The organism is Bartonella sp. B41 (assembly GCF_053795765.1).
Window position 1 is genome coordinate 524838 of the sequence record NZ_CP200037.1, and the last position, 21161, is coordinate 545998.

Here is a 21161-nt window from a genome sequence, read left to right on the forward strand (position 1 = left end):
AATAAAAGCTCTGCTTTTAACAGAGCTTTATACATTTGTATGAAAATAAAATTAACGTTTTGAGAATTGAAAAGAACGACGTGCTTTTGCTTTACCATATTTTTTGCGTTCAACGACACGACTATCACGCGTTAGAAAGCCACCTTTTTTTAAAATTGTGCGAAGCGCAGGCTCATAATGAGTTAAAGCCTTTGAAATTCCATGTCGTACTGCACCAGCCTGCCCAGAAAGACCACCTCCTGCAACTGTTGCAACAATATCAAACTGAGTATCTCTGTTAGTTGCAACAATCGGTTGACGAAGAATCATTCTAAGAACAGGACGGGCAAAATACTTATCAAATTCTTTATCATTGACAGTAATTTTTCCAGAGCCTGGCTTAATCCATACCCGTGCAACAGCATCTTTACGTTTTCCTGTTGCATAGGCACGTCCTTGTGAATCAAGTTTTTGCATCCGAACAGAAGCAACACTTTCATCAGATTTTATAATATTTGACATTGTAGCAAGCTCAGAAAGAGAATTAATTTCAGCCATAATCAAGCAATCCTTCTATTTTTTCTGTTGAGAGCACCAACGTCAAGAGCTTCTGGTTGCTGCGCTGAATGTGGATGTTGGTTACCAGCATAGACACGCAGATTCTTTAATTGCTGTCGTCCAAGTGGTCCGCGAGGAATCATACGTTCCACAGCTTTTTCTACGATACGCTCAGGGAAACGACCTTCAAGGATCTGACGAGCCGTACGTTCTTTGATTCCGCCAATATAGCCAGTGTGCCAATAATATTTTTTATCTGTGCACTTCTTTCCAGTGAGAGCTATTTTATCCGCATTGATCACAATGACATTATCACCATCATCAACGTGTGGGGTAAACGTAGCTTTATGTTTACCCCGTAAGCGATTAGCAACAAATGCAGCGAGACGACCCAAAACAAGATTCTCTGCATCAATAACAACCCATTTTTTCACCACTTCTGTTGGCTTTTGTGAAAAAGTTGCCATAATATTACCCTTTGTTAAAATCATTTAAATAAGATGATCTACGTTATTTGAAAAACGCCATCACAGCGGAATACCCGACGCTTACTACACTCTCTGATATAGTGTCTTTTAATGATCGTCAAGAGAAATAAAAAACTTATAAAACAGTATATTATAATAAAGGTATTATAATACCTTATTTATTTTAAAGATTTATTCATACTCTGAACCATAATTGATGTCTCATCTTCAATGCTTGATTGTATTTTATTTATTTACATTGTAAAATAAATAATGATGCAGCAATTCCGCTATTTTCTTAATGTTAAATCTTCTGCTTGTGGTTATGCTTGGCTAGATGCTCTTGGTATTCAAGGAATAAGCAATGCTTGTGCGATTTCTCAAAAATTTGGTTTACCCGATCAATTAGCTCGTGTTCTTTCAGCAAGAGATGTTGATGAATCAGACGCTATTGCTTTTATTAACCCAACTTTACAGACTTTAATGCCTGATCCAAAAAGCTTTGTTGATATGCAATGTGCAGCAGAACGAATAGTTAAAGCCATTATGAATCAAGAAAATATTGCTGTTTTTGGCGATTATGACGTTGATGGTGCTTGTTCATCAGCACTCATAGTACGGTTTTTTCGTTATTTTGGCATGAATGTAAAAATTTATATTCCTGATCGCATTGTCGAAGGATATGGTCCAAATGAACAAGCAATGAGAACGTTGGTACAGGGTGGTGCTAACCTAGTTATTACTGTTGATTGTGGTGCGAACAGTCCTGACGCAATTAAGGCTGCAAGGCTTGCAGGTGCTGATGTTGTGATTTTAGACCATCATCAGATGACAGAAGTTCATCAAGAAGCTGTTGCTCTTGTCAATCCAAATCGTCCTGATGATTTTTCTGGGCAGGGACATTTATGTGCTTCCGGTGTTGTATTTGTTGCGTTAGCGTGGGTTAATCACCTGTTGCGTAAAAGAAATTACAAAGGGAAGATTCCTGATCTTTTAAGTATGCTTGATCTTGTTGCATTGGCAACTTTATGTGATTTGGTTCCATTAAAAGGCGTTAATCGTGCTTTTGTATCTAAGGGGATTCAAGTTGCTCGCTCTATGTATAATCCTGGTATGGCAGCTTTAATAAAGGTTTCACGCATAAGTGAGCCGCTTAATAGTTTTCATTTGGGATTTTTGTTAGGACCTAGAATTAATGCCGGAGGACGTATCGGAGATCAGACTTTAGGAGCACATTTACTCAGTTGTGATGACAATGATGAGGCTGGTAGAATAGCAGAGAAGTTGAACCAGCTTAATGGAGAGCGACAAGAAATTGAGGGATTTCAATTAACCCAAGCAGAATCCTATATTGATTCTCTTTACAAAGATACAGAAATACCATCATCGCTTGTTGTTGCGCATCAAGAATGGCATCCAGGAATTGTTGGCCTTCTTGCATCACGCTTAAAAGAGCGCTTTTTCTGTCCTGTTTTTACAATTGCTTTAAAACCTGATGGTAGTGGTATAGGATCGGGGCGTTCAATTAGTGGAATTGATTTAGGATCTATTGTTCATGAAGCAGTTGCATTGAATTTGCTAGAAAAAGGCGGAGGACATAGCATGGCAGCTGGAATCACGATCCAATCAACAAAAGTTGAAATTTTTCGAGAATGGCTAGAAAAAAAAGTTTCTTTAACTGTTTCACAGCTGCGAATTGAGAGATCTCTCAGCATAGATGGTTGTCTTTCTGCTTCTGGAGCTAATAAAGATCTTTTTGATATGATTGAAAAAGCAGGTCCATTTGGTTCAGGGAATGCAGCACCTGTTTTTGTTTTTCCTTCTCATCGATTAGCTAATTTATGTGAAGTAGGGAAGGGGCATCTACGTTTTGTTATTTCTAATTTTGAAGGTAAAAAATTACAAGGAATAGCTTTTCGTTCAGTTGGGACACCGCTTGGTTATTTCCTTTCTGAAAATATAGGACAAATGATCCACTTTGCTGGTCATCTCAGTTTAAATTATTGGAATGGCACAATTAATCCACAGCTACGGGTTATAGACGCAGCGACAGTAGTTTGAAAATATATTTTCAAAAATTAGATGTCTAGATTGGAAGCGAAAGTGGAATTTTCTTGTATGAACCGAAATCGTGCTTCTGGCTTGGTTCCCATTAGATTTTCTACCGTATTTTTAGTTTCTTGTATTTGAGATTCATCAATAGAAATGCGTAAAAGAGTTCGTTTTTGGGGATGCATAGTTGTTTCTTTCAGTTGTTCAGCGCGCATTTCACCAAGGCCTTTGAAACGCCCAATTTCAATTTTACTTTTTCCAGTGAATTCATTTTTTAGTAATTCATCTTTATGAGCATCATCGCGCGCATAGGCAACTTTTCCTCCTTGTGATATTCTGTAAAGAGGAGGCACAGCAAGATATAAATGTCCTTGATGGATAAGATCAGGCATCTCTTGAAAGAAAAAGGTAATTAAGAGTGAAGCGATATGGGCACCATCGACATCTGCGTCTGTCATAATGATAATACGTTCGTATCTGAGATCTTCTTTACGATATTTGGAACGTGTTCCACAACCGAGTGCAAGTACGATGTCGCTGATTGTTTGGCTGGAACTCATTTTTTCACGAGCGGCACTGGCTACATTTAAAATTTTTCCACGAAGAGGCAAAATTGCTTGGTTTGCTCTATTGCGCGCTTGTTTAGCAGAACCACCAGCTGAATCTCCTTCTACAATGAACAATTCTGCGCCTGTTGCAGAATTTTGACTGCAATCTGCTAATTTTCCAGGTAGACGTAATTTACGCACAGCGGTTTTGCGATTTATTTCTCTATCTTGTCGTCTCTTAACTCGTTCTTCAGCTCGCTCAACAACCCAATCAAGAAGTTTTGTTGCTTCATGTGGAGAATTTACCAGCCAATGATCAAAAGGATCACGTATCGCATTTTCAACAATACGTTGAGCTTCGATTGTCGCTAATCGATCTTTTGTTTGCCCAACAAATTCAGGTTCTCTAATGAAAATCGAAAGAACAGCAACCGTTGAAATCATAATATCATCAGACGTAATGATGGCAGCGCGCTTATTTCCTATCAATTCAGCATAGGATTTTAATCCGCGTAAAAGAGCCTGTCGAAGTCCTATTTCATGTGTTCCACCTTCTCCAGTGGGAATAGTGTTACAGTAAGAATGTACGCAAGAATCACCACCATGCCAAGCTATGGCCCATTCAACTGAACCATGGCCATTTTGTTGTTTTGTTTTTCCAGAAAAAATTTCTGACGTTACTCTATACTCATTTTTCAGCGATGCTAATAGATAATCTTTAAGCCCATTTGGGAAGTGAAAAATAGCTTTTTCTGGAATATTTTTTTTGCTTTCGAGTATAACTGTATCGCAGCTCCAACGAATTTTTACTCCACCAAAAAGATAAGCTTTTGAACACGCCATATTATAAATTTTTTCTGGATCAAAAGCAGCTTTTTCTCCAAAAATTTTACTATCAGGATGAAAACAGACTCGTGTCCCACGACGATTATAAACGTCTCCAAGATTTTCTAATCCAGATTGAGGAACACCACGCGAAAAACGCTGTCGATACAGTTTGCGTTCTCGTGCTACTTCAACTTCCATGTAGTCAGAAAGAGCATTTACAACAGAAATTCCAACTCCATGCAATCCACCAGCAGTTTGATAAGCTTTTCCATCAAATTTTCCACCTGAATGAAGCTGTGTCATAATTACTTCAAGAGTAGATTTATCAGGCATTTGTGGATGATTTTCAACAGGAATACCACGTCCATTATCTGTGACTGTTAAATAACCATTTTTATCTAACGATACATCGATTAAATCTGCATGACCTGCAACAGCCTCATCCATTGCATTATCAAGAATCTCAGCAAATAAATGGTGGAGAGCTTTGGTATCCGTGCCTCCTATATACATTCCAGGGCGCAACCGAACGGGTTCTAGTCCTTCAAGAACACGAATAGAAAAAGCATTATAGCTATCTTTTTGTGTATTTTCATTAGAAATTATCGTCTTTGGTAAAATTGAATCTTTTAATTTTTTTTCTACCCGAGACTGAGTATTATTCAAAATACTAAAAAGATCTTTTTTATCATTGCTCATAGTGCCTAACTATTTACCTAATTTAGAATAAATTTTCACGTTAAAAAACTTTATGCTTATTTTTTATTTTAAAAATTAATGAACTTATGGGGCATCAATTGTTTGTCCAAAAATTTTCTCAAATTCCTGTCTTAGAACAATATCAATATCATGCATCGTTGCGATAGTGCCTAAATTAAAAAGACTGGTTATACCGTAATTCGTTATTCCGCAAGGAACAATTCCTGAGTAGTGTTCTAAATTAGGATCAACATTAATAGAAATTCCATGAAAGCTGACCCATTTACGTACACGAATGCCAATAGCTGCAATTTTATCTTCATGAGGAAGAGTATTTTGCGTTGATGGATAATCGCGTCGTTTAATCCAAACACCGACTCTATCTTCACGACGCTCACCTTTGATATTAAATTTTGCAAGTGTTCGTATTATCCATTCTTCCAGAGCACCAATAAAGGCACGGATATCTTGTTTCCTACGCTTAAGATCTAGCATAATGTAGGCGACACGCTGTCCAGGTCCATGATATGTAAATTCTCCACCACGACTAGCTTCATAAACAGGAAACAAATTAGGTTCCAAAAGATCTTTTTTGTTTGCACTTGTGCCGGCTGTGTAAAGGGGAGGATGTTCAAGAAGCCAAATTTGTTCATGTGCAGTTTTTGCTAAAATATTTTCTACACGCTCTTGCATACAACGTAAAGCCTCAAGATATTCAACCAAGCTGTCACTTATTTTCCACTCAACAGGCAAATTGTCGCAAATTGTTTTGAAATTATGCGATAGATAACCACGATCAATATGTTTTAATTCAGTTGTCATAGACGGTGTTTAAGTATTTTGTTATTAATATGTTCATCCACATTCTAACTAAAAAAACAATTGCAAAGCAAGACATGAAACTATTTACTGAAATCAAGTAATTAAGCAACAAACAAATTTTACCTTAATAAAATTTACTGTGTTTCAAAACATTAGAATCAATCGTAAAAATTTGTATGGGTTTGGCATCATAAAACCATGATTTTGCCTAAATCATTGTTGGTATTGTTTTTAGTGCAGTATTAGTGCAGTATTATGTATATGCACTGCTCCTATATAGTCACGTCGAACAACAGAAATACTGTTTTCAGTTCCCTCTAATTGTGATTGAAGAGAGAGAAAATTTTGATTTGCTTTTAGGTTAGGATTATTTTCGACAATAGCCATAAGACACGAGAGTGTGCTCAATAAATTTGCTTAATTACTTAATTATTGAGATATTGCTGCATTATTTATTGGTTACTCAACATATCAATATTAACATTTACTTGTGTACCTTTTGCATGCGCTTTAATTACAGCAGTAAAAACAGTTTATTAGTGAGATGCATAGGATTTTACAGATTCTACCAAATTAAAAATAAGGTCTGCACAGCACTGATATTGATTTAGAACCTCACTCCATGTTGCGTGTGCTTTTTTTCATTCGTTAGTATTGCATTAAATTCACAAACCGATTATTGATGGCATCAAGGATGCTAAGAAAATAGTTAAAAATTATTTTAGTATTCTTATTGTAGAAAAAGTAGGCACAATTAAGACAGTTAATACCTTTGAAATACGGATATCTCCAAAGTTATTCTATCCCACTATATAGGATATCCTTTTTATCTAAAAAGCATCTTAAATTTTGTTAGAATCCATTTATGAAGTAATCCATGTCTAGATGGATTTAGTATGTATAGTAACCTTATTATTTGATAAGTGCTAATTTTGATCGATGTTAATTATGAAGACATTACTATAAATCTAAGATTACATTTATGTAGAACTGGTGCTCTTTTTATTACGACAGTATGTTTGTCCGAAAGTGTATTAGTGTAGTGCTGGGCAAGGTTTTAATTCTTCTCTACGCTGTAATTGAAGATATTATGAATTAGACGTAATTCCGTATACAATATCACCGTAAATAATTTCTTTGTTCCGTTTTTTTAATAGTTTTTTAGCAAATTTATAAAGATTGTCTAAAAAATATTGATTCGTTCTCAGTGAGATTTTGTTTAAGTATACTTATCACTCTTCGCTAGATATAATCTAAAGAAATTTTCGAAGTCTTATCAAGGTGATTTGTATACGGAAACGATGTTTTTGGGGGTTGATAATTTGTAGAGACACGGTCTACAGTCGCCAGTAGCAAGAATCTTATCGATTGCTAAGAACGGGTGATATTTTTTGTGAGTTAATCAAGTTTTGTTTAAAAAATTATCCAAATACCTTAAAGCGCACATTATCATCTATAAAGGTTTTTTCAGGGAAAGGCTGTTCATTAGAGCCGAACGGCATTTGTGCACGTAGTTTCCAGTTGGCAGGGATACTCCATGCACTAGCAACATCAGCATCAATCAGTGGGTTATAATGCTGTAGATTGGCACCAATATCAATATTAGCTAATGCTGTCCAAACTGCAAATTGTGCCATGCCACTTGATTGTTCTGACCAAATGGGAAAATTTTCTGCATAGAGAGCAAACTGATCTTGCAGCTTTTTAATCACATCTTGATCTTCGTAAAACAAGATCGTACCAGCACCAGCAGCAAATCTGTTGATCTTGGTTTCACTTTGTGAAAAAGACTCAATTGGAACAATCTTGCGCAAGGCATTTTTGGTCATATTCCAGAGTTTATCGCTTTCTTCTCCAAATAAAATTACAACACGAGAGCTTTGAGAATTAAAGGATGATGGTGTGTAGCGAATAGCTTCTTTGATCAAAAACTCGATTTCAGATTTATTGATTGATAATTTTTTTCCTAAAATGTATTGTGTGCGGCGTTTTTTAATGTTTTCGATCAGTATATTGCTCATATTTTTTGTCTCCACCATGTAATTTTACAAGATAGGTATATGGCAAGAAGTAAATATTTTCATAAAAAAGTATGTTTAAGTTTAAAATATACACTAATAAATTTTTTATTTCATTGTGAAGAGTTTTAAATTGTAAGTGCAACTAATTTTTCCAGCGTTATTGGAAATAAAAAATGCAGCAAAAATCCATTAAGGAAGCCTTGTTTACACAAGTTTTCTTTAATTGTACAAAATCACGAAATGCTAGAATACGGAAGGTAAAACAAAGGCGATAGTTATTATGATTATAACTATCTTTGATGTAATGTATATAGCATCTAGTATTTCTATACTAAACATTTTTTTCTTTTTATATATTTTTTCATTTATTTTTTCTCTATTATTAAAAGGATTTTATTGTGCGGTGTAACGCATAATTGCCTAATTTAGATTTAGAAATAAAAAAAATGCAATATTGGAATTTTTTGTTGATATTATTTGAATTTAAAAATTCATAGCAGATGAAGTGCTTTTGATAATTTTGTTTGCGTATAATAACTTTTCTAAAATTCAGTATTGTAAACCTCAATGTTTGTAGTTTGACGGTATGTTTTTCATTAAGTGAGAAGAAGTAAAACGTGTGATCCAGTTTATTTTTTAAGAACGGGATGCAAAAAACCATTCTTTTACCACTTTTGTTAGTAAACCATATCAGCGAATCATGGTTAATTTAATATGCAAAATGCAGGAGTCGATTTTGATCATCCGAGATTGACGCTTAAAGATAAGCTTGCGTGCTGTTGTCTTTACCACATAAAACGTAAAAGCACTAAATTCATTGCACCGTATCTGAACAAGTAGCCGGAAATTTATCTGTATCATCTCCATTTAGCAATATAGATAAACATTGCCGTGATGCTCATTTTAGTGCTTTGTTTAATTTAGAACATAATATGCACACATTGGCCAGTATCCAGTATTATGGTATTTTTTGTATTGATTTATATCATACCATTTCAAATGATTAATATAACATTATAACTACGATAGGTATTTGTATAAACAATGTTATTTTGTTTAGCATGCTTTTTGCATGATAAACACTGAAATGGCTGTTTGAATATTGGCAATTCGAATACTTCTTACTATGATTTTACCTTAGATAAGTTTAGTTATCTAGGGCAGCTTTTTCATATTTGTTTTGTATATCGAAGTATTTAATATTTTTGTTAAATTAAAATATCAAATTTTTAAATATATACTTAAATAGTTTTGGTAATTTTAAAGATTAATACAATTTTTTAAGAAACAGTTTATATTTTAATAACATGATGATTTAAGGTAATTTATTGTTATATATATTTTGTATACAAATATAAAATATAATTGTAATTATATTTTAAAATAATGAATTATATAATTTTATATGATATATTTAAGTGTGTATTTTCTATGTATTATAAACCTACATTATTATTTATTGTACTTATCGTCTGTTTATCAGTAGGAGGTTTGATTTCCACTGATATCTTCTTGCCAGCACTTGGAGATATGCGCCAATACTACCAAGTAACTGAATCTCAAATTCAAAATGCAGTGGCAATTTTTTTACTCGCATTAGCTGTTGGACAACTTATTTATGGACCACTCAGTGATAATTTTGGACGTAAAAAAACACTTCTGTTTGGTTTATTTTTATGGCTATTTAGCACATTGGGTATAATTTACACAATCAATATTCAAGCCTTTTTAGTACTACGCTTTTTACAAGGTCTTGGAGCTTGCTCAGGTATTGTTTTAAGTCGTGCCATTATTAACGACTTGATGGATAAAGCCGCAGCAGGAAAACTTTATTTAGTTATTTTTCCTTTTGTCGGAACATCACCAGCACTTGCACCATTAATTGGGGGATTCTTATTACAAATTTTTAATTGGCAAGCAATTTTTATCTTTCTAAGCTTCTTTATAGTTTTGTCCATTTTTCTTTGTTATTTTGTATTAGAAGAGACTCTTTCTCATACAAAACGTCAATCTTTTACTCCTATAGGAATTATTCAAAACAGTTTAGAAGTTCTTAAAAATAAGCAGTTTATCTTTTATGCACTGATACCATGTTTTGCATATGCCTCCTATTTTGCTTATATCGTAGAATCGCCTTTTTTTCTCACAGCTTTGGGTCTATCAACTGTATATATTGGTTATAGCTACATTGGTATTTCTTTAACCTATGTTTTAGGTAATTTGATAGCGCGAAGATTTTTGAAGAGAGAGCCTATGGAATGTGTTATCCGACGTGGATATATTGTTTTTGTCATAGGGGGAATATTATTTGCTCTACAAATGTATATAAGTCCATGGCCACTTGTAACGAGTTTAATAGCCATTTCTATTCTTACTTTCGGCAATGGTTTTTTGTTGCCATTAGGAACAGCATTGGCTATTTCATCACATCCACAAGCTACTGGAGCAGCGTCTGGAATTATGGGAACTTTGCAATTAGGGAGCGCTGCATTTAGTGCAGCGGTTATCGGAAAAATATCTGAACATAATCCTTTGGGTGTTGCTATTTTATTAGCTATGTTCTGTATATTAGGTTTTATAATTTATATTAGGAAAGCAAATTATTTTATGATTTTAAAAAACTAAGCTAAACAACTGAATTGGGGGAGATATGTTACGCTTATGTCACTTTGTGTGATGGTAACTATAAGAATCAAATTTCTTTTTCACTAGACTATATCATTGAGATCGTTGAGCATGTTGAAAATTTGAGAGCAGCTCGGGTTGAATATATTGAGATTGGTTGTCAAAAAGGCTCGTTTAAACCTATGGATAATATAGATCAAACAGGTTTGTGTTTTGATGATTATACTCAGTTATTACGCAATGCTGTTCATGACGCTAAGCTTGTTGTTATTGTGCGCATCCGCATAATATAAATCAATCAGATATTCGTAAGCTAAAAGCTTGTGGAATTACACTTTTACGATTATGTTTAAACAAAAATGACATTAATTTTACATTTGAATTGTGCCGCTATGCTAGTTTTTTTTAGGGTTGTCCGTTAGTATAAATATCACAAGAATAAGCCAAGTAGATGTAGATTATTCACATAGTATGGCAATAGAGGCAGTTAATTGTGGAGCTAATATTTTTTATTTGGCTGATTCTAATGGAAGTCTTTTACCTGATACTATAAGGAAATTAGTACAAAAAATAAAAAGTATTACGCCTTTAGAGGTTGGTTTTCATGTACACGATGATTTAGGTATGGCTATGGCAAATAGCATAGCGGCTGTAGAAGCAGGCGCAAATTTTATCGATAGTTCATTAATGGGAATGGGAAAAGGTACAGGAAATCTTACTTTAGAGTTATGGTTAGCACTTTTAAATTTTCATAAAAAGAAAACGCATTATGATATAGGTAAAGTTTTGCAACAGGCAGAAAATCTGAAAAGTCACTCCTTTTTTTCACCTATATATCGCAGTTTTGTTAATTTTCTTTTAGCTTTAAATAATTTAAGCGTTGAATATCAAGCTTTGCTAGAGACTAAAACATCTTTAGGTATAGGAGAAAGGCTGGCTACTATCAGGACTGTAAAACAAACGACTCATGGAATTTAAACGATATGAATTTACATACTGTTATTCTTGCACCCGTAATGACAATATGGGATAAAGGAGTTTTTTTGTTATCCGCTTAAAAATTTGTTTTAAAAAAAGGCTTCCGGGTTACTCTATTAGACACATTATCTCTTTTTTTGGATGCTTTTCTGCATCAGAAGTCATCCCTTTAATTACAAAAAAACTCAAAAGCCACTTTCAGGAATCTTTGTTGCTTGTAGGATTTGTTATGGCTGGGACATTAGAACAAATGTTAGTAGCGCAACTTTCTAATGTACAAGCTACGCTTGCTATAAGTGCGCTAGGTTATCCGGATTTCTTTTACAACAACGGTTTGGACATCTTCTTGCTTTATTGAAAAATGGTGATTTATCAAGAGCTTTAGAAGTATTAGATATTTTTGTGCAACCTGTTGGAGTAATTAAAAAAGAATTTTACTGGAAATTCTTGATGACCAAAAAACATAGCGATTGAACGTATGCAAAGAGGCTTTAAATTATTTTTAGATATGGATGTGAGAAACGAGATTGTTAAATATGATGGAAAATTTTTAGCTTTAGTAGGCGAAAAATCGCAACTCGCAACTATAGACAATAAAACTCAAAGCCATCGCATAAACCATGAATACAAAATTATTTCTAATGCTGGTATGTGCCCATTGAATGATAATTTTTTTGTGATTTATGAAATTGTTAATGAATGGATTAATAGATTATGAAAAAGAAAATTCTTGTATTACCTGGTGATGGGGTAGGTTCTTAGGTTTGTGATGCTGCATTAATGATCTTAGAGCAATTACAGTTACCTATCGAACTAGTTTATGGAGATATTGGTTGGGAATGTTGGAAACAGGAAGGAGATCCCGTTCCTCAAGCAACTTGGAAAAAGATCGCTGAAAGTGACGCTGTTTTGCTTGGAGCTGTTACCAGTAAAGGGAAAGAAGCAGCTTTAAAAGAGCTTGCACCGCATTTAAAAGCACAAAAGTTTTCTTATGTTTCTCATGTTATTCAGCTTCGCCAAAAATTAGATTTATTTGCAAATGTACGACCTGTAAAATATATCATCGGTTCAAGAAAGCCATTTAATTTTTGTGTTATTAGAGAAAATACGGAAGGTTTATACACAGGATTAGATTTTCGTGGTGTATCTCCTGAAGTAGAGGTATGGTTAAAACATCATAATTTAGAAAAATATGGTTATGATGAGGCGGTATGGACGGTTCGTTTACAGACGCGTTTTGGTTTAGAACGGTTATTTGAATATTCTTTTTCTTATGCACGAAAACATAATTTAAAGCGGGTTACTTTTGCAGATAAGTCAAATGTTATGCGAGAAAGTAGTCAATTTGCTCAAGAAATTTTTGAACGTGTAGCGCAAAATTATCCAGAAATTGAAGCGGATATTCATAATGTTGATGCGGTTGCTTTATGGATTGTAACCAAGCCAGAATATTTTGGTGTGATTGTTGCTGAAAATATGTTTTGTGATATTCTCTCTGATTTTGCTGCCGGTGTAATGGGCGGATTAGGACTTGCACCCATTGTAAATGTAGGAAATCAGATTGCTTATTTTGAACCTGTGCATGGAAGTGCACCGCGCATTGCTGGACAGAATAAAGCAAATCCTTCTGCTATGCTTTATACTACTGCTTTACTTTTAGATCATTTAGGTTTTAAGGATGCGGCACAACAATTGTCTCATAGTGTTGATCAAGTTATTCGTGCGAGGAAAACTGTTACCTATGATTTAGGAGGTCTAGCCTCTACACATCAAATGGCACAAGCCGTTCTCAATTTTCTTGTGAATCCTGTCACTGTTTGTCGTGCCGCGATAATTACTGTTGGTGATGAACTCCTTTCCGGTCAATATTTGAATACGAATTTGCAAGATTTGATTCAAAGCTTAGAAAAGAGAAATATCCAAGTAACACGTCATTTTGTTTTTGCTGATCAATTACAGTAAATTAATGAAACAATAATTTCTTGTCTTGGGCAAGAAGATCTTATTATTATAAGTGGAGGATTAGGACCGACATCTGACGATAAAATACACGATGCTATCTCCAAAGCCATGCAAAAGAATTTAGTTCATAACGAAGCCGTTTAGCAAACGATAAAAAACCAACTATAACAATTATTTATACTACAAGATAATAGTAATAAACGTCAAGCTTTATTTCCTGAAACAGCAAAAGTTCTTGATAATGCTATAGGTACGGCTCCAGGTTTTTATCTCTCTTATAGTGAGAGTTCCATTGTTGCTTTGCCTGGTCCTCCTACGCAAGCTCTTTCACTTTTAGAAATTTATTTAGAACATAGTGGGAAGAAATATTGTTCTGTATTTCGCGCCCAATATGCATGGACGTTGATTGGAATTGATGAAAGCAAAATTGCGCATTGGGTTGATTGTCATCTCGAAAATGAACCATTTGAACGGCATTTTTTATGGAGAATCCCTTATGTTCTTGTACAGCTCGTTGGTCAGTCATCGACACCTTTAGCGCAGCATATAATTGAACAATTTGAAACTCAATTTGATCAATATTTGGTTGGTAAAGGGGTTACTACAGCTCGTGAACAATTAGCAATGTATGCAGGCGTTCATTGGTTTACAAATGATCCACTACTTTTAAAATATTTTTCAACTAATAGAAAAAAATACAAAAAATCTTTTACAGCTTGCGGTCGAAATTGATTTATCTCCTTCTTTGGAAACATTAAAAAAAAAGGAGAATATTGGACATGCTACTATGACTATACGCATGAAAGATTATGGTGATGATCATATTGTCTTTCCTTATACGAGGCCACTTTTAGATATAATTTGACAAGAATATGCAGCTTGGTTGATATCTAAAAAGATATTTGCAAATGGAGAAAAGCAAATGATATTTGGTGAAAGTATAGAGACATTTAAAAGGCGATTGCTAGCATTAGATACAGCAGCCATTTTTGATGCTCTAGATAGTTTATATTTGCAAGTAGCTTTATCTAATATTAAACCACAAATAATATCGGAATAGTTTGATCTGTATTTACGGTACAATATGAGAATTTTATTCTAGAAAATCAAACATTTTTGAATGCTGGTAATTATATCGGTGATGTGCCTTCAGGATTTGTCGCAGTGATTGATAATAATGGCAGAAAAGATTGTATCAGTTGAGAAAACACCTTGCCTCAGAAGGCCATACAGCAAAAAATTGTAGGAATTGTTATTCATGGTTCTGCATGAGATATTGCTGAAATTAGGACTCTGAATTATCCTCTTTTTACAACAAATATTTATATGGTTTTTGGTAAAAACCATGTGCGCATAGAAGTTGTGCAAGTGCCTTTAATGATTGAGGGAATAAAAATTATTCCTGGAGATTGGGTTTTTGCTGATGATAACGGTGTATTAATTCTTTTTAGCGCAAAGTTATCTGAAATTATTCAGCTTACTGAAAATGTTGATAAAACAGAAGCACGTATTTTAGCTGCACTAAAGGATGGAGAACGGCTTGAAAATATTCGAATTCAAGAAGGTTGTGCAGTTCTCTGGAAAGAAAAATTATGAGTGAGTGTTTTACATAGTTTTGGCGTAAGCGATTAAAATTTATAGATATTCATTATCATGCACGTCCAGATTTATTTGATAGAACATATTCTGCTTCTTATCACTCAAAGCAATGAGAAGGCGACTATTATGGATGAAAGAAGTTAAGAAAGTATGGACACAATTTATTCTGAAACATTAAAATCTGTTGCTTCTGTCACACCAGCAGCTGCTTATATTGGTGACAAAAGAAGGTTAGCCAAAACCCTTAATCATTGAAAAGATTCCGCCCTTTATAGATTTGTTAAAGTTCTGGATTAGCAGCCGTGAGGAGTTTCAACGTTTCTCACGATAAAAGCCAAAAGGATTTAACCGATTTGGAACATGCTGTTCGGTTTTTATATTTACAACGGTTGAGTTTTAGCGGCAAGGTGGTCAAGCGCACGTTTTGCGTTGAAACGAGCCGTGGTGCACGATTTAATCCTTTTAAAGTCGAAGCGTTATTAGAGCTTATTTACTGCCGCTTGGTAGGGGGTGCGATTGAAAATACAGATTGGTCAGACTTTATGCTGTGCTATGATAAATCAAATGTTTTGTTTTACCTTGATCCGCTTTATTGGGGTGTTGAGGATTACTATGGAAAGGATTTGTTTAAGCAGGAAGATTATAAGGCGATGTCCACGATTTTTGCGCAATTAAAAGGCAAGTTTCTGCTTTCTTTAAATGACGCGCCAGAGATTTGAAAAACCTTTAGCTAATTCCATATAAAAGAGGTCACCACATTTTATTACGTGTTGCAGTTCAAATAATGCTATTGCCAAAACTGATCATCACAAATTGTGATTTTTAACAGAAAAAAAGACTCTTTGATGGGTTTTGAAAGGTCTTTGAAAAAAATCAATTAGTATAAAGTTGAAAGAAAAGCATTAATCGAGAAAATAGTAGAAATGGCACAACACTTTCAAAAGCATCATTTTCATTCTCTTTTTGAAATTGCATCTAAAATGCTTGATCCAGTTTTATGTAAGCGCACAGGGATCAATGTAGCTCTGGAGCATTGGTTACAGATTGTGGGATCCGATATTGGTGAGCACACAATGCCATTAAAAATTATTTAGAAGCATCGAGTTGATGTTGGTGATCCTTTTCAACCAGCAACACTTGTTGTGGCTTGTGAAGGATTTACTGCATTGAAATTACTTCATGAAAAAGATGAATTTCTTCATAAGATTAATGGCTTTTTTGGATGCATAGCTATCGATTGTATAAAAATAGAACAAAGACCTATATCTTTTCCTGATTATTTACCAACAACCCCAGTGCCAACTGAAGAGGATAAACAATGTGTAAAAAAGATTCTTGAGGGGATTACAAATAGAAAACTGTACCAATCATTTTATGAATTTGGTTGTGCTATTTTTGCAGAAAAAAATAATACCGAAATATCAACCTGCTTAAAGCAACAACTTCAAGATGACGAGATGACAAGTTACATCTGTAAAAAATGAATTGGTGCAAAACGATGTGGCAAGCTACAACCTAAAAAAAAATATATATTGAATCAATAAATTATATGAATATAAAAATTTAGTGGCGGAGGGGGTGGGATTCGAACCCACGGTACAGTCTCCTGAACGCCGGTTTTCAAGACCGGTGCCTTAAACCGCTCGGCCACCCCTCCAAAATTAAATATATTCTTCTACAACGTTTCTGTAAAAGATCAATTATTTGAACAGTACCTATCGTATCACTCTAATAACACCATTTATACCACACTAGACCACATGTCCACCCAAACCAAGCGAAGTTAACAGACTAACATGAAAAAATAAATGGTGGGCGATGAGAGACTCGAACTCCCGACATCCTCGGTGTAAACGAGGCGCTCTACCAGCTGAGCTAATCGCCCGACATAAAATGCACGTTTGAACGCGCCATGTTTAGAAAATTTTTTTTTTTTACGCAAGAAGAAAGATATCCTTTATCGATATTTTTAATAATAAAGTTTATTTTTTGTTGTTTATTTTGATTTTTTTTATAAAAATGCATAAGTTTGCTTGACAGAAATGAATGAACCTCTTACACGACCGCTTATGCTAATTGCGAATTGGTTCGGATTAGGTCGAGAGAGATGCGCGGGTGTAGCTCAGTTGGTTAGAGTGCTGGCCTGTCACGCCGGAGGTCGCGGGTTCGAGCCCCGTCACTCGCGCCATTTTGATTTTTTTCCTAATGTGATGTATGGTTATGATGTTAGCTTTTTTAGGTTAAATTTCCTGTTTTCATATGATTTCTATGAATGGGGGCTTGCGTCTTTTTTTTCTCTGCTGTACCTATCCAATAAAAATACCACATGGCATGCCCTTTAAGCTGTACAGGTGAAATTTAAGAAGAAGCTATCCTATATTTGTTTATTAAGTCTGGACAATATTGGGTGGTTGGGTTAATTCAAACACCATATTGAAGCGGAAGAGGATCATGACTCATTTGTTAAGCTCTTATTTGCCGATATTAATTTTTATGATTATTTCAGCTGTTATTGCTGGAGTTTTATTGATTGTGCCTTACGTTGTAGCTTATCGTTCTCCCGATCCTGAAAAATTATCAGCCTATGAATGTGGATTTAACTCTTTTGATGATGCTCGTATGAAGTTTGATGTTCGGTTTTATCTGGTTTCTATTTTATTTATTATTTTTGATCTTGAGGTCGCTTTTCTTTTCCCTTGGGCAGTTTCATTTAACGCGATTGGTACATTTGGGTTTTGGTCTATGTTTGTATTTTTAGCATTTTTGACGGTTGGGTTTATATACGAGTGGAAGAAGGGAGCACTCGAATGGGATTAATTTTTGGTAACACAACGATTGTTTCTTCGAAACCGAAAGGGATTATTGATCCCAATACAGGTAAGTTAATAGGTTCTGATGATGATTTTTTTCGTGATGTTAACGCTGAATTATCAGACAAGGGATTTTTGGTCACGTCGGCTAATGCTTTAATTACTTGGGCACGTACAGGTTCTTTAATGTGGATGAGTTTTGGTTTGGCTTGCTGCGCTGTCGAAATGATACAGTGCTCAATGCCTCATTATGATAATGAACGTTTCGGGTATGCGCCACGTGCTTCACCTCGTCAATCGGATGTGATGGTTGTGGCGGGTACTTTAACAAATAAGATGGCACCTGCTTTGAGGAAGGTTTATGACCAGATGCCTGAGCCACGTTACGTAATTTCCATGGGGTCATGTGCAAATGGTGGTGGGTACTATCACTATTCTTATTCAGTGGTTCGTGGATGTGATCGCATCGTTCCTGTAGACATTTATGTCCCAGGATGTCCTCCATCAGCAGAGGCATTGTTGTATGGCATATTACTGCTGCAAAAAAAGATACGTCGTACTGGGTCTTTAGAGCGGTAAAAGGTTTTTGTAATGAGTGAATTGTTAATCGAACTTGCTGCTTATTTGAAAAATAAATTAGGAAATAAGATTGAAGAGACAGTTCTTGCATTTGGCGAATTGACTGTTGTTTCGCGTCTTGATGCAATTACAGATGTTTTAATGTTTGTTCGTGATGATTCTCGTTGTCAATTTATTGCCATTACGGATATTAGTGGTGTTGATTACCCGTCTCGCGATAAGCGTTTTGACGTTTCTTATCAGTTACTATCTCCTCGCTATAATTTACGGTTACGTATTAAAATTCATACTGATGAGCACACTCCTGTTTCATCTGCATGCTCAATCTATCCTGGAGCAGAGTGGTACGAGCGTGAGGCTTACGATATGTATGGAATCTTATTTTCAGGTCATCCAGATTTAAGACGTATTTTAACCGATTATGGATTTGAAGGATATCCTTTGCGGAAAGATTTTCCTGTAACGGGGTTTGTTGAATGTCGTTATGATAATGAAGTGAAAAGGGTGGTTTATGAGCCTGTTGTTTTACGACAGGAGATGCGTGATTTTGATTTTCTTTCTCCTTGGGAAGGGGGTAAATGTGTTCTTCCATGCGATGAGAAAGCAAGTGATGAAAAATGACGCTACATCTGATAAAATGTGGTGTTAAGGTTTATTTTTTGATGTAATCGATTTTATAGTGAAATTTATTTTAATTTTAGTAAAGCAAGGGCTTGGCTGTGGCTGAAGTTAATGTTCGAAATTTTAATATCAATTTTGGTCCGCAACATCCTGCAGCGCATGGAGTTTTGCGCATGGTCTTGGAATTGGATGGCGAGGTTGTTGAGCGTGTAGATCCGCACATAGGGTTGTTGCATCGTGGCACTGAAAAGTTGATGGAAACGAAAACTTACCTTCAAGCAGGACCTTATCTTGATCGTTTGGATTATGTTGCTCCGATGAATCAAGAGCATGCTTTTGTGCTTGCTATTGAAAAATTATTAGGTGTTGATGTTCCTAAGCGAGGGCAGTTGATACGCGTCTTATTTTCTGAAATTGGGCGTATTCTTAATCATTTGCTTAACGTGACGACACAAGCAATGGATGTTGGCGCTTTAACACCTCCGCTTTGGGGATTCGAGCAACGCGAAAAATTAATGATTTTTTATGAGCGTGCATGTGGTGCTCGTCTTCACGCGAATTATTTTCGTCCAGGTGGTGTTCATCAAGATTTACCTGAATCTTTAATTGAAGATATTGGTAATTTTATTGATCCGTTTCTTATTGCTCTTAGCAATCTCGATGCTCTTGTAACGCCAAATCGTATTTTTAAACAACGTAATGTTGATATTGGCGTGATAGGTATTGATGAAGCTTGGGCGCGTGGCTTTTCTGGTGTAATGATTCGTGGAGCCGGTGTGCCTTGGGATTTGCGCAAAAGTCAACCTTACGAGTGTTACAATGAAATGGAGTTTGATATTCCTATTGGGAAGAACAGTGACTGCTATGATCGTTACCTCATTCGCATGGAAGAAATGCGTCAATCCACAAGAATTATGCGTCAATGTGTAGATCGTTTGCTCAGTACCGAAAGAAATGAGCCGGTTTCGTGTTTAGATTGCAAAATTGTTCCGCCAAAGCGAAGTGAAATGAAGAGTTCAATGGAAGCGCTTATTCATCATTTTAAGCTGTATACAGAGGGATTTCATACTCCTCCTGGCGAAGTTTATGTTGCTGTAGAGGCTCCCAAGGGTGAGTTTGGTGTGTATCTTATTTCAGATGGAACAAATAAGCCTTACCGTGTAAAATTACGTGCTCCTGGGTTTGCCCATCTTCAAGCAATGGATTTTTTGACTCGAGGTCACATGTTGGCGGATGCTACAGCTATTTTAGGTTCGATAGATATTGTTTTTGGGGAGATTGATCGCTAATGTCCGTACGTCGTCTTGCAGAAGATATTTATCAGCCTACGGAATTTTCCTTTACGAAAGAGAATCAGGTGTGGGCACAGCGTACTATAAAAAAATATCCTGCAGGTCGTGAGCAGTCGGCCGTAATTCCGTTGTTAATGCGTGCTCAAGAACAAAACGGTTGGGTAACGCGTGCTGCAATTGAACACATAGCTCATCTTCTTTCTATGGCTTATATACGAGTTTTGGAGATTGCGACCTTTTATACTCAATTTCAGCTCAGGCCGGTTGGAACGAGAGCGCATATTCAGGTTTGTGGTACAACTCCTTGTATGTTACGAGGATCAGATGAACTGATTAAGGTTTGTAAGAAAAAAATCCATCACGATCCTTTTATTACTAATAAGGATGGAACATTGTCATGGGAAGAGGTGGAGTGTCTTGGTGCTTGTGTGAATGCTCCGATGGTTATGATTTTTAAAGATACTTATGAAGATCTTACAGCGGAGCGTCTTGAGGAAATTATTGATGCATTTGAATCTGGAAGAGGTGCTGAGATAATGGTTGGTTCACAAAATGGGCGTAAATCATCAGAGCCAGTTAGTGGTTTGACTTCTTTGCTTGATGATGATGGAACGAAGAAAAAAATCCTCAAATATTCAAAAAAGAGCAGTGAGTAATAAAAAATGGGGGCTTAGAAATATTTTTCTTGAAGCAGCGCCTGTTATTTTGTTTGTCATAATAA

17 protein-coding genes, 3 tRNA genes and 4 pseudogenes are annotated in these 21161 nt (G+C 35.4%); 16 read left to right on the forward strand and 8 right to left on the reverse strand.

Annotation, left to right across the window (positions count from 1 at the left end; genetic code table 11):
• Positions 1-51: 51 nt before the first annotated feature.
• Both rpsI and rplM read right to left on the reverse strand, forming a co-directional pair.
• A complete protein-coding gene (gene rpsI, locus V4P54_RS02165; protein WP_455477508.1) occupies positions 52-537 on the reverse strand; it encodes a 30S ribosomal protein S9 in 486 nt (161 codons plus the stop codon).
• 2 nt (positions 538-539) lie between these two features.
• Positions 540-1004 carry a 50S ribosomal protein L13 gene (gene rplM, locus V4P54_RS02170; RefSeq protein WP_455477509.1) on the reverse strand — a complete coding sequence of 155 codons (465 nt, stop codon included), beginning with the start codon at positions 1002-1004 and terminating at the stop codon, positions 540-542.
• Between the two features lie 276 nt (positions 1005-1280).
• Between rplM and recJ the strand changes: the two genes are divergently transcribed.
• A complete protein-coding gene (gene recJ / locus V4P54_RS02175) occupies positions 1281-3065 on the forward strand; it encodes a single-stranded-DNA-specific exonuclease RecJ (protein WP_455477662.1) in 1785 nt (594 codons plus the stop codon).
• Positions 3066-3082: 17 nt separating this feature from the next.
• Here the strand turns inward: recJ and parE are convergent, their stop codons facing one another.
• The 4 genes and pseudogenes from parE to V4P54_RS02195 all read right to left on the reverse strand — a co-directional run bounded on the left by parE (position 3083) and on the right by V4P54_RS02195 (position 7974).
• Positions 3083-5131 carry a DNA topoisomerase IV subunit B gene (gene parE / locus V4P54_RS02180; RefSeq protein ID WP_455477510.1) on the reverse strand — a complete coding sequence of 683 codons (2049 nt, stop codon included), beginning with the start codon at positions 5129-5131 and terminating at the stop codon, positions 3083-3085.
• A gap of 84 nt (positions 5132-5215) precedes the next feature.
• Entirely contained in the window at positions 5216-5953 is a 738-nt protein-coding gene (gene lipB, locus V4P54_RS02185) for a lipoyl(octanoyl) transferase LipB (protein WP_455477511.1), read from the reverse strand.
• 124 nt (positions 5954-6077) lie between these two features.
• Positions 6078-6642: pseudogene (locus tag V4P54_RS02190) on the reverse strand (LemA family protein).
• Positions 6643-7374: 732 nt separating this feature from the next.
• Complete coding sequence (locus tag V4P54_RS02195; protein WP_455477512.1) at positions 7375-7974, reverse strand: nitroreductase family protein; 600 nt, start codon at positions 7972-7974, stop codon at positions 7375-7377.
• A 1431-nt stretch (positions 7975-9405) separates the two neighbouring features.
• Here V4P54_RS02195 and V4P54_RS02200 point away from each other — a divergent pair.
• From V4P54_RS02200 to V4P54_RS02240, 9 genes and pseudogenes are all read left to right on the forward strand, one after another.
• Positions 9406-10599 carry a multidrug effflux MFS transporter gene (locus V4P54_RS02200; RefSeq protein WP_455477513.1) on the forward strand — a complete coding sequence of 398 codons (1194 nt, stop codon included), beginning with the start codon at positions 9406-9408 and terminating at the stop codon, positions 10597-10599.
• Positions 10600-10613: 14 nt separating this feature from the next.
• Positions 10614-10892, forward strand: a complete 279-nt coding sequence (locus V4P54_RS02205; protein WP_455477514.1) for a hypothetical protein — start codon at positions 10614-10616, stop codon at positions 10890-10892.
• A 178-nt stretch (positions 10893-11070) separates the two neighbouring features.
• Positions 11071-11577 carry a hypothetical protein gene (locus V4P54_RS02210; RefSeq protein ID WP_455477515.1) on the forward strand — a complete coding sequence of 169 codons (507 nt, stop codon included), beginning with the start codon at positions 11071-11073 and terminating at the stop codon, positions 11575-11577.
• Between the two features lie 478 nt (positions 11578-12055).
• A complete protein-coding gene (locus V4P54_RS02215; protein WP_455477516.1) occupies positions 12056-12295 on the forward strand; it encodes a hypothetical protein in 240 nt (79 codons plus the stop codon).
• A pseudogene (locus V4P54_RS02220) lies at positions 12292-14465 on the forward strand (isocitrate/isopropylmalate family dehydrogenase). Before V4P54_RS02215 ends, V4P54_RS02220 begins: the two are co-directional and overlap by 4 nt.
• Positions 14462-14599, forward strand: coding sequence for a hypothetical protein (locus V4P54_RS02225; RefSeq protein WP_455477517.1), 138 nt, complete (start codon positions 14462-14464; stop codon positions 14597-14599). The pseudogene V4P54_RS02220 and the gene V4P54_RS02225 overlap by 4 nt, the downstream one beginning before the upstream one ends.
• Before the next feature lie 266 nt (positions 14600-14865).
• Positions 14866-15135: a hypothetical protein gene (locus tag V4P54_RS02230; RefSeq protein ID WP_455477518.1), complete on the forward strand. Its 270-nt coding sequence runs from the start codon at positions 14866-14868 to the stop codon at positions 15133-15135.
• 153 nt (positions 15136-15288) lie between these two features.
• A pseudogene (locus V4P54_RS02235) lies at positions 15289-15964 on the forward strand (DNA adenine methylase).
• 97 nt (positions 15965-16061) lie between these two features.
• Positions 16062-16550, forward strand: a pseudogene (locus V4P54_RS02240) (DUF721 domain-containing protein); the annotation flags it as partial.
• Positions 16551-16705: 155 nt separating this feature from the next.
• Here the strand turns inward: V4P54_RS02240 and V4P54_RS02245 are convergent.
• Positions 16706-16795 (reverse strand) — tRNA-Ser (locus V4P54_RS02245).
• A 152-nt stretch (positions 16796-16947) separates the two neighbouring features.
• Positions 16948-17023 (reverse strand) — tRNA-Val (locus tag V4P54_RS02250).
• 226 nt (positions 17024-17249) lie between these two features.
• On the opposite strand from V4P54_RS02250, the gene V4P54_RS02255 reads away from it, so the two are divergent.
• The 6 genes from V4P54_RS02255 to nuoE all read left to right on the forward strand — a co-directional run bounded on the left by V4P54_RS02255 (position 17250) and on the right by nuoE (position 21096).
• Positions 17250-17326, forward strand: a tRNA-Asp gene (locus V4P54_RS02255).
• 263 nt (positions 17327-17589) lie between these two features.
• Entirely contained in the window at positions 17590-17955 is a 366-nt protein-coding gene (locus V4P54_RS02260; protein ID WP_455477519.1) for an NADH-quinone oxidoreductase subunit A, read from the forward strand.
• Entirely contained in the window at positions 17946-18527 is a 582-nt protein-coding gene (locus V4P54_RS02265) for a NuoB/complex I 20 kDa subunit family protein (protein ID WP_455477520.1), read from the forward strand. The genes V4P54_RS02260 and V4P54_RS02265 overlap by 10 nt, the downstream gene beginning before the upstream one ends.
• Before the next feature lie 12 nt (positions 18528-18539).
• Positions 18540-19148, forward strand: a complete 609-nt coding sequence (locus V4P54_RS02270; protein WP_455477521.1) for an NADH-quinone oxidoreductase subunit C — start codon at positions 18540-18542, stop codon at positions 19146-19148.
• 98 nt (positions 19149-19246) lie between these two features.
• Positions 19247-20437: an NADH-quinone oxidoreductase subunit D gene (locus V4P54_RS02275; RefSeq protein WP_455477522.1), complete on the forward strand. Its 1191-nt coding sequence runs from the start codon at positions 19247-19249 to the stop codon at positions 20435-20437.
• Positions 20437-21096: an NADH-quinone oxidoreductase subunit NuoE gene (gene nuoE, locus V4P54_RS02280; protein ID WP_455477523.1), complete on the forward strand. Its 660-nt coding sequence runs from the start codon at positions 20437-20439 to the stop codon at positions 21094-21096. The genes V4P54_RS02275 and nuoE overlap by 1 nt, the downstream gene beginning before the upstream one ends.
• The last annotated feature ends 65 nt before the right edge of the window (positions 21097-21161 follow it).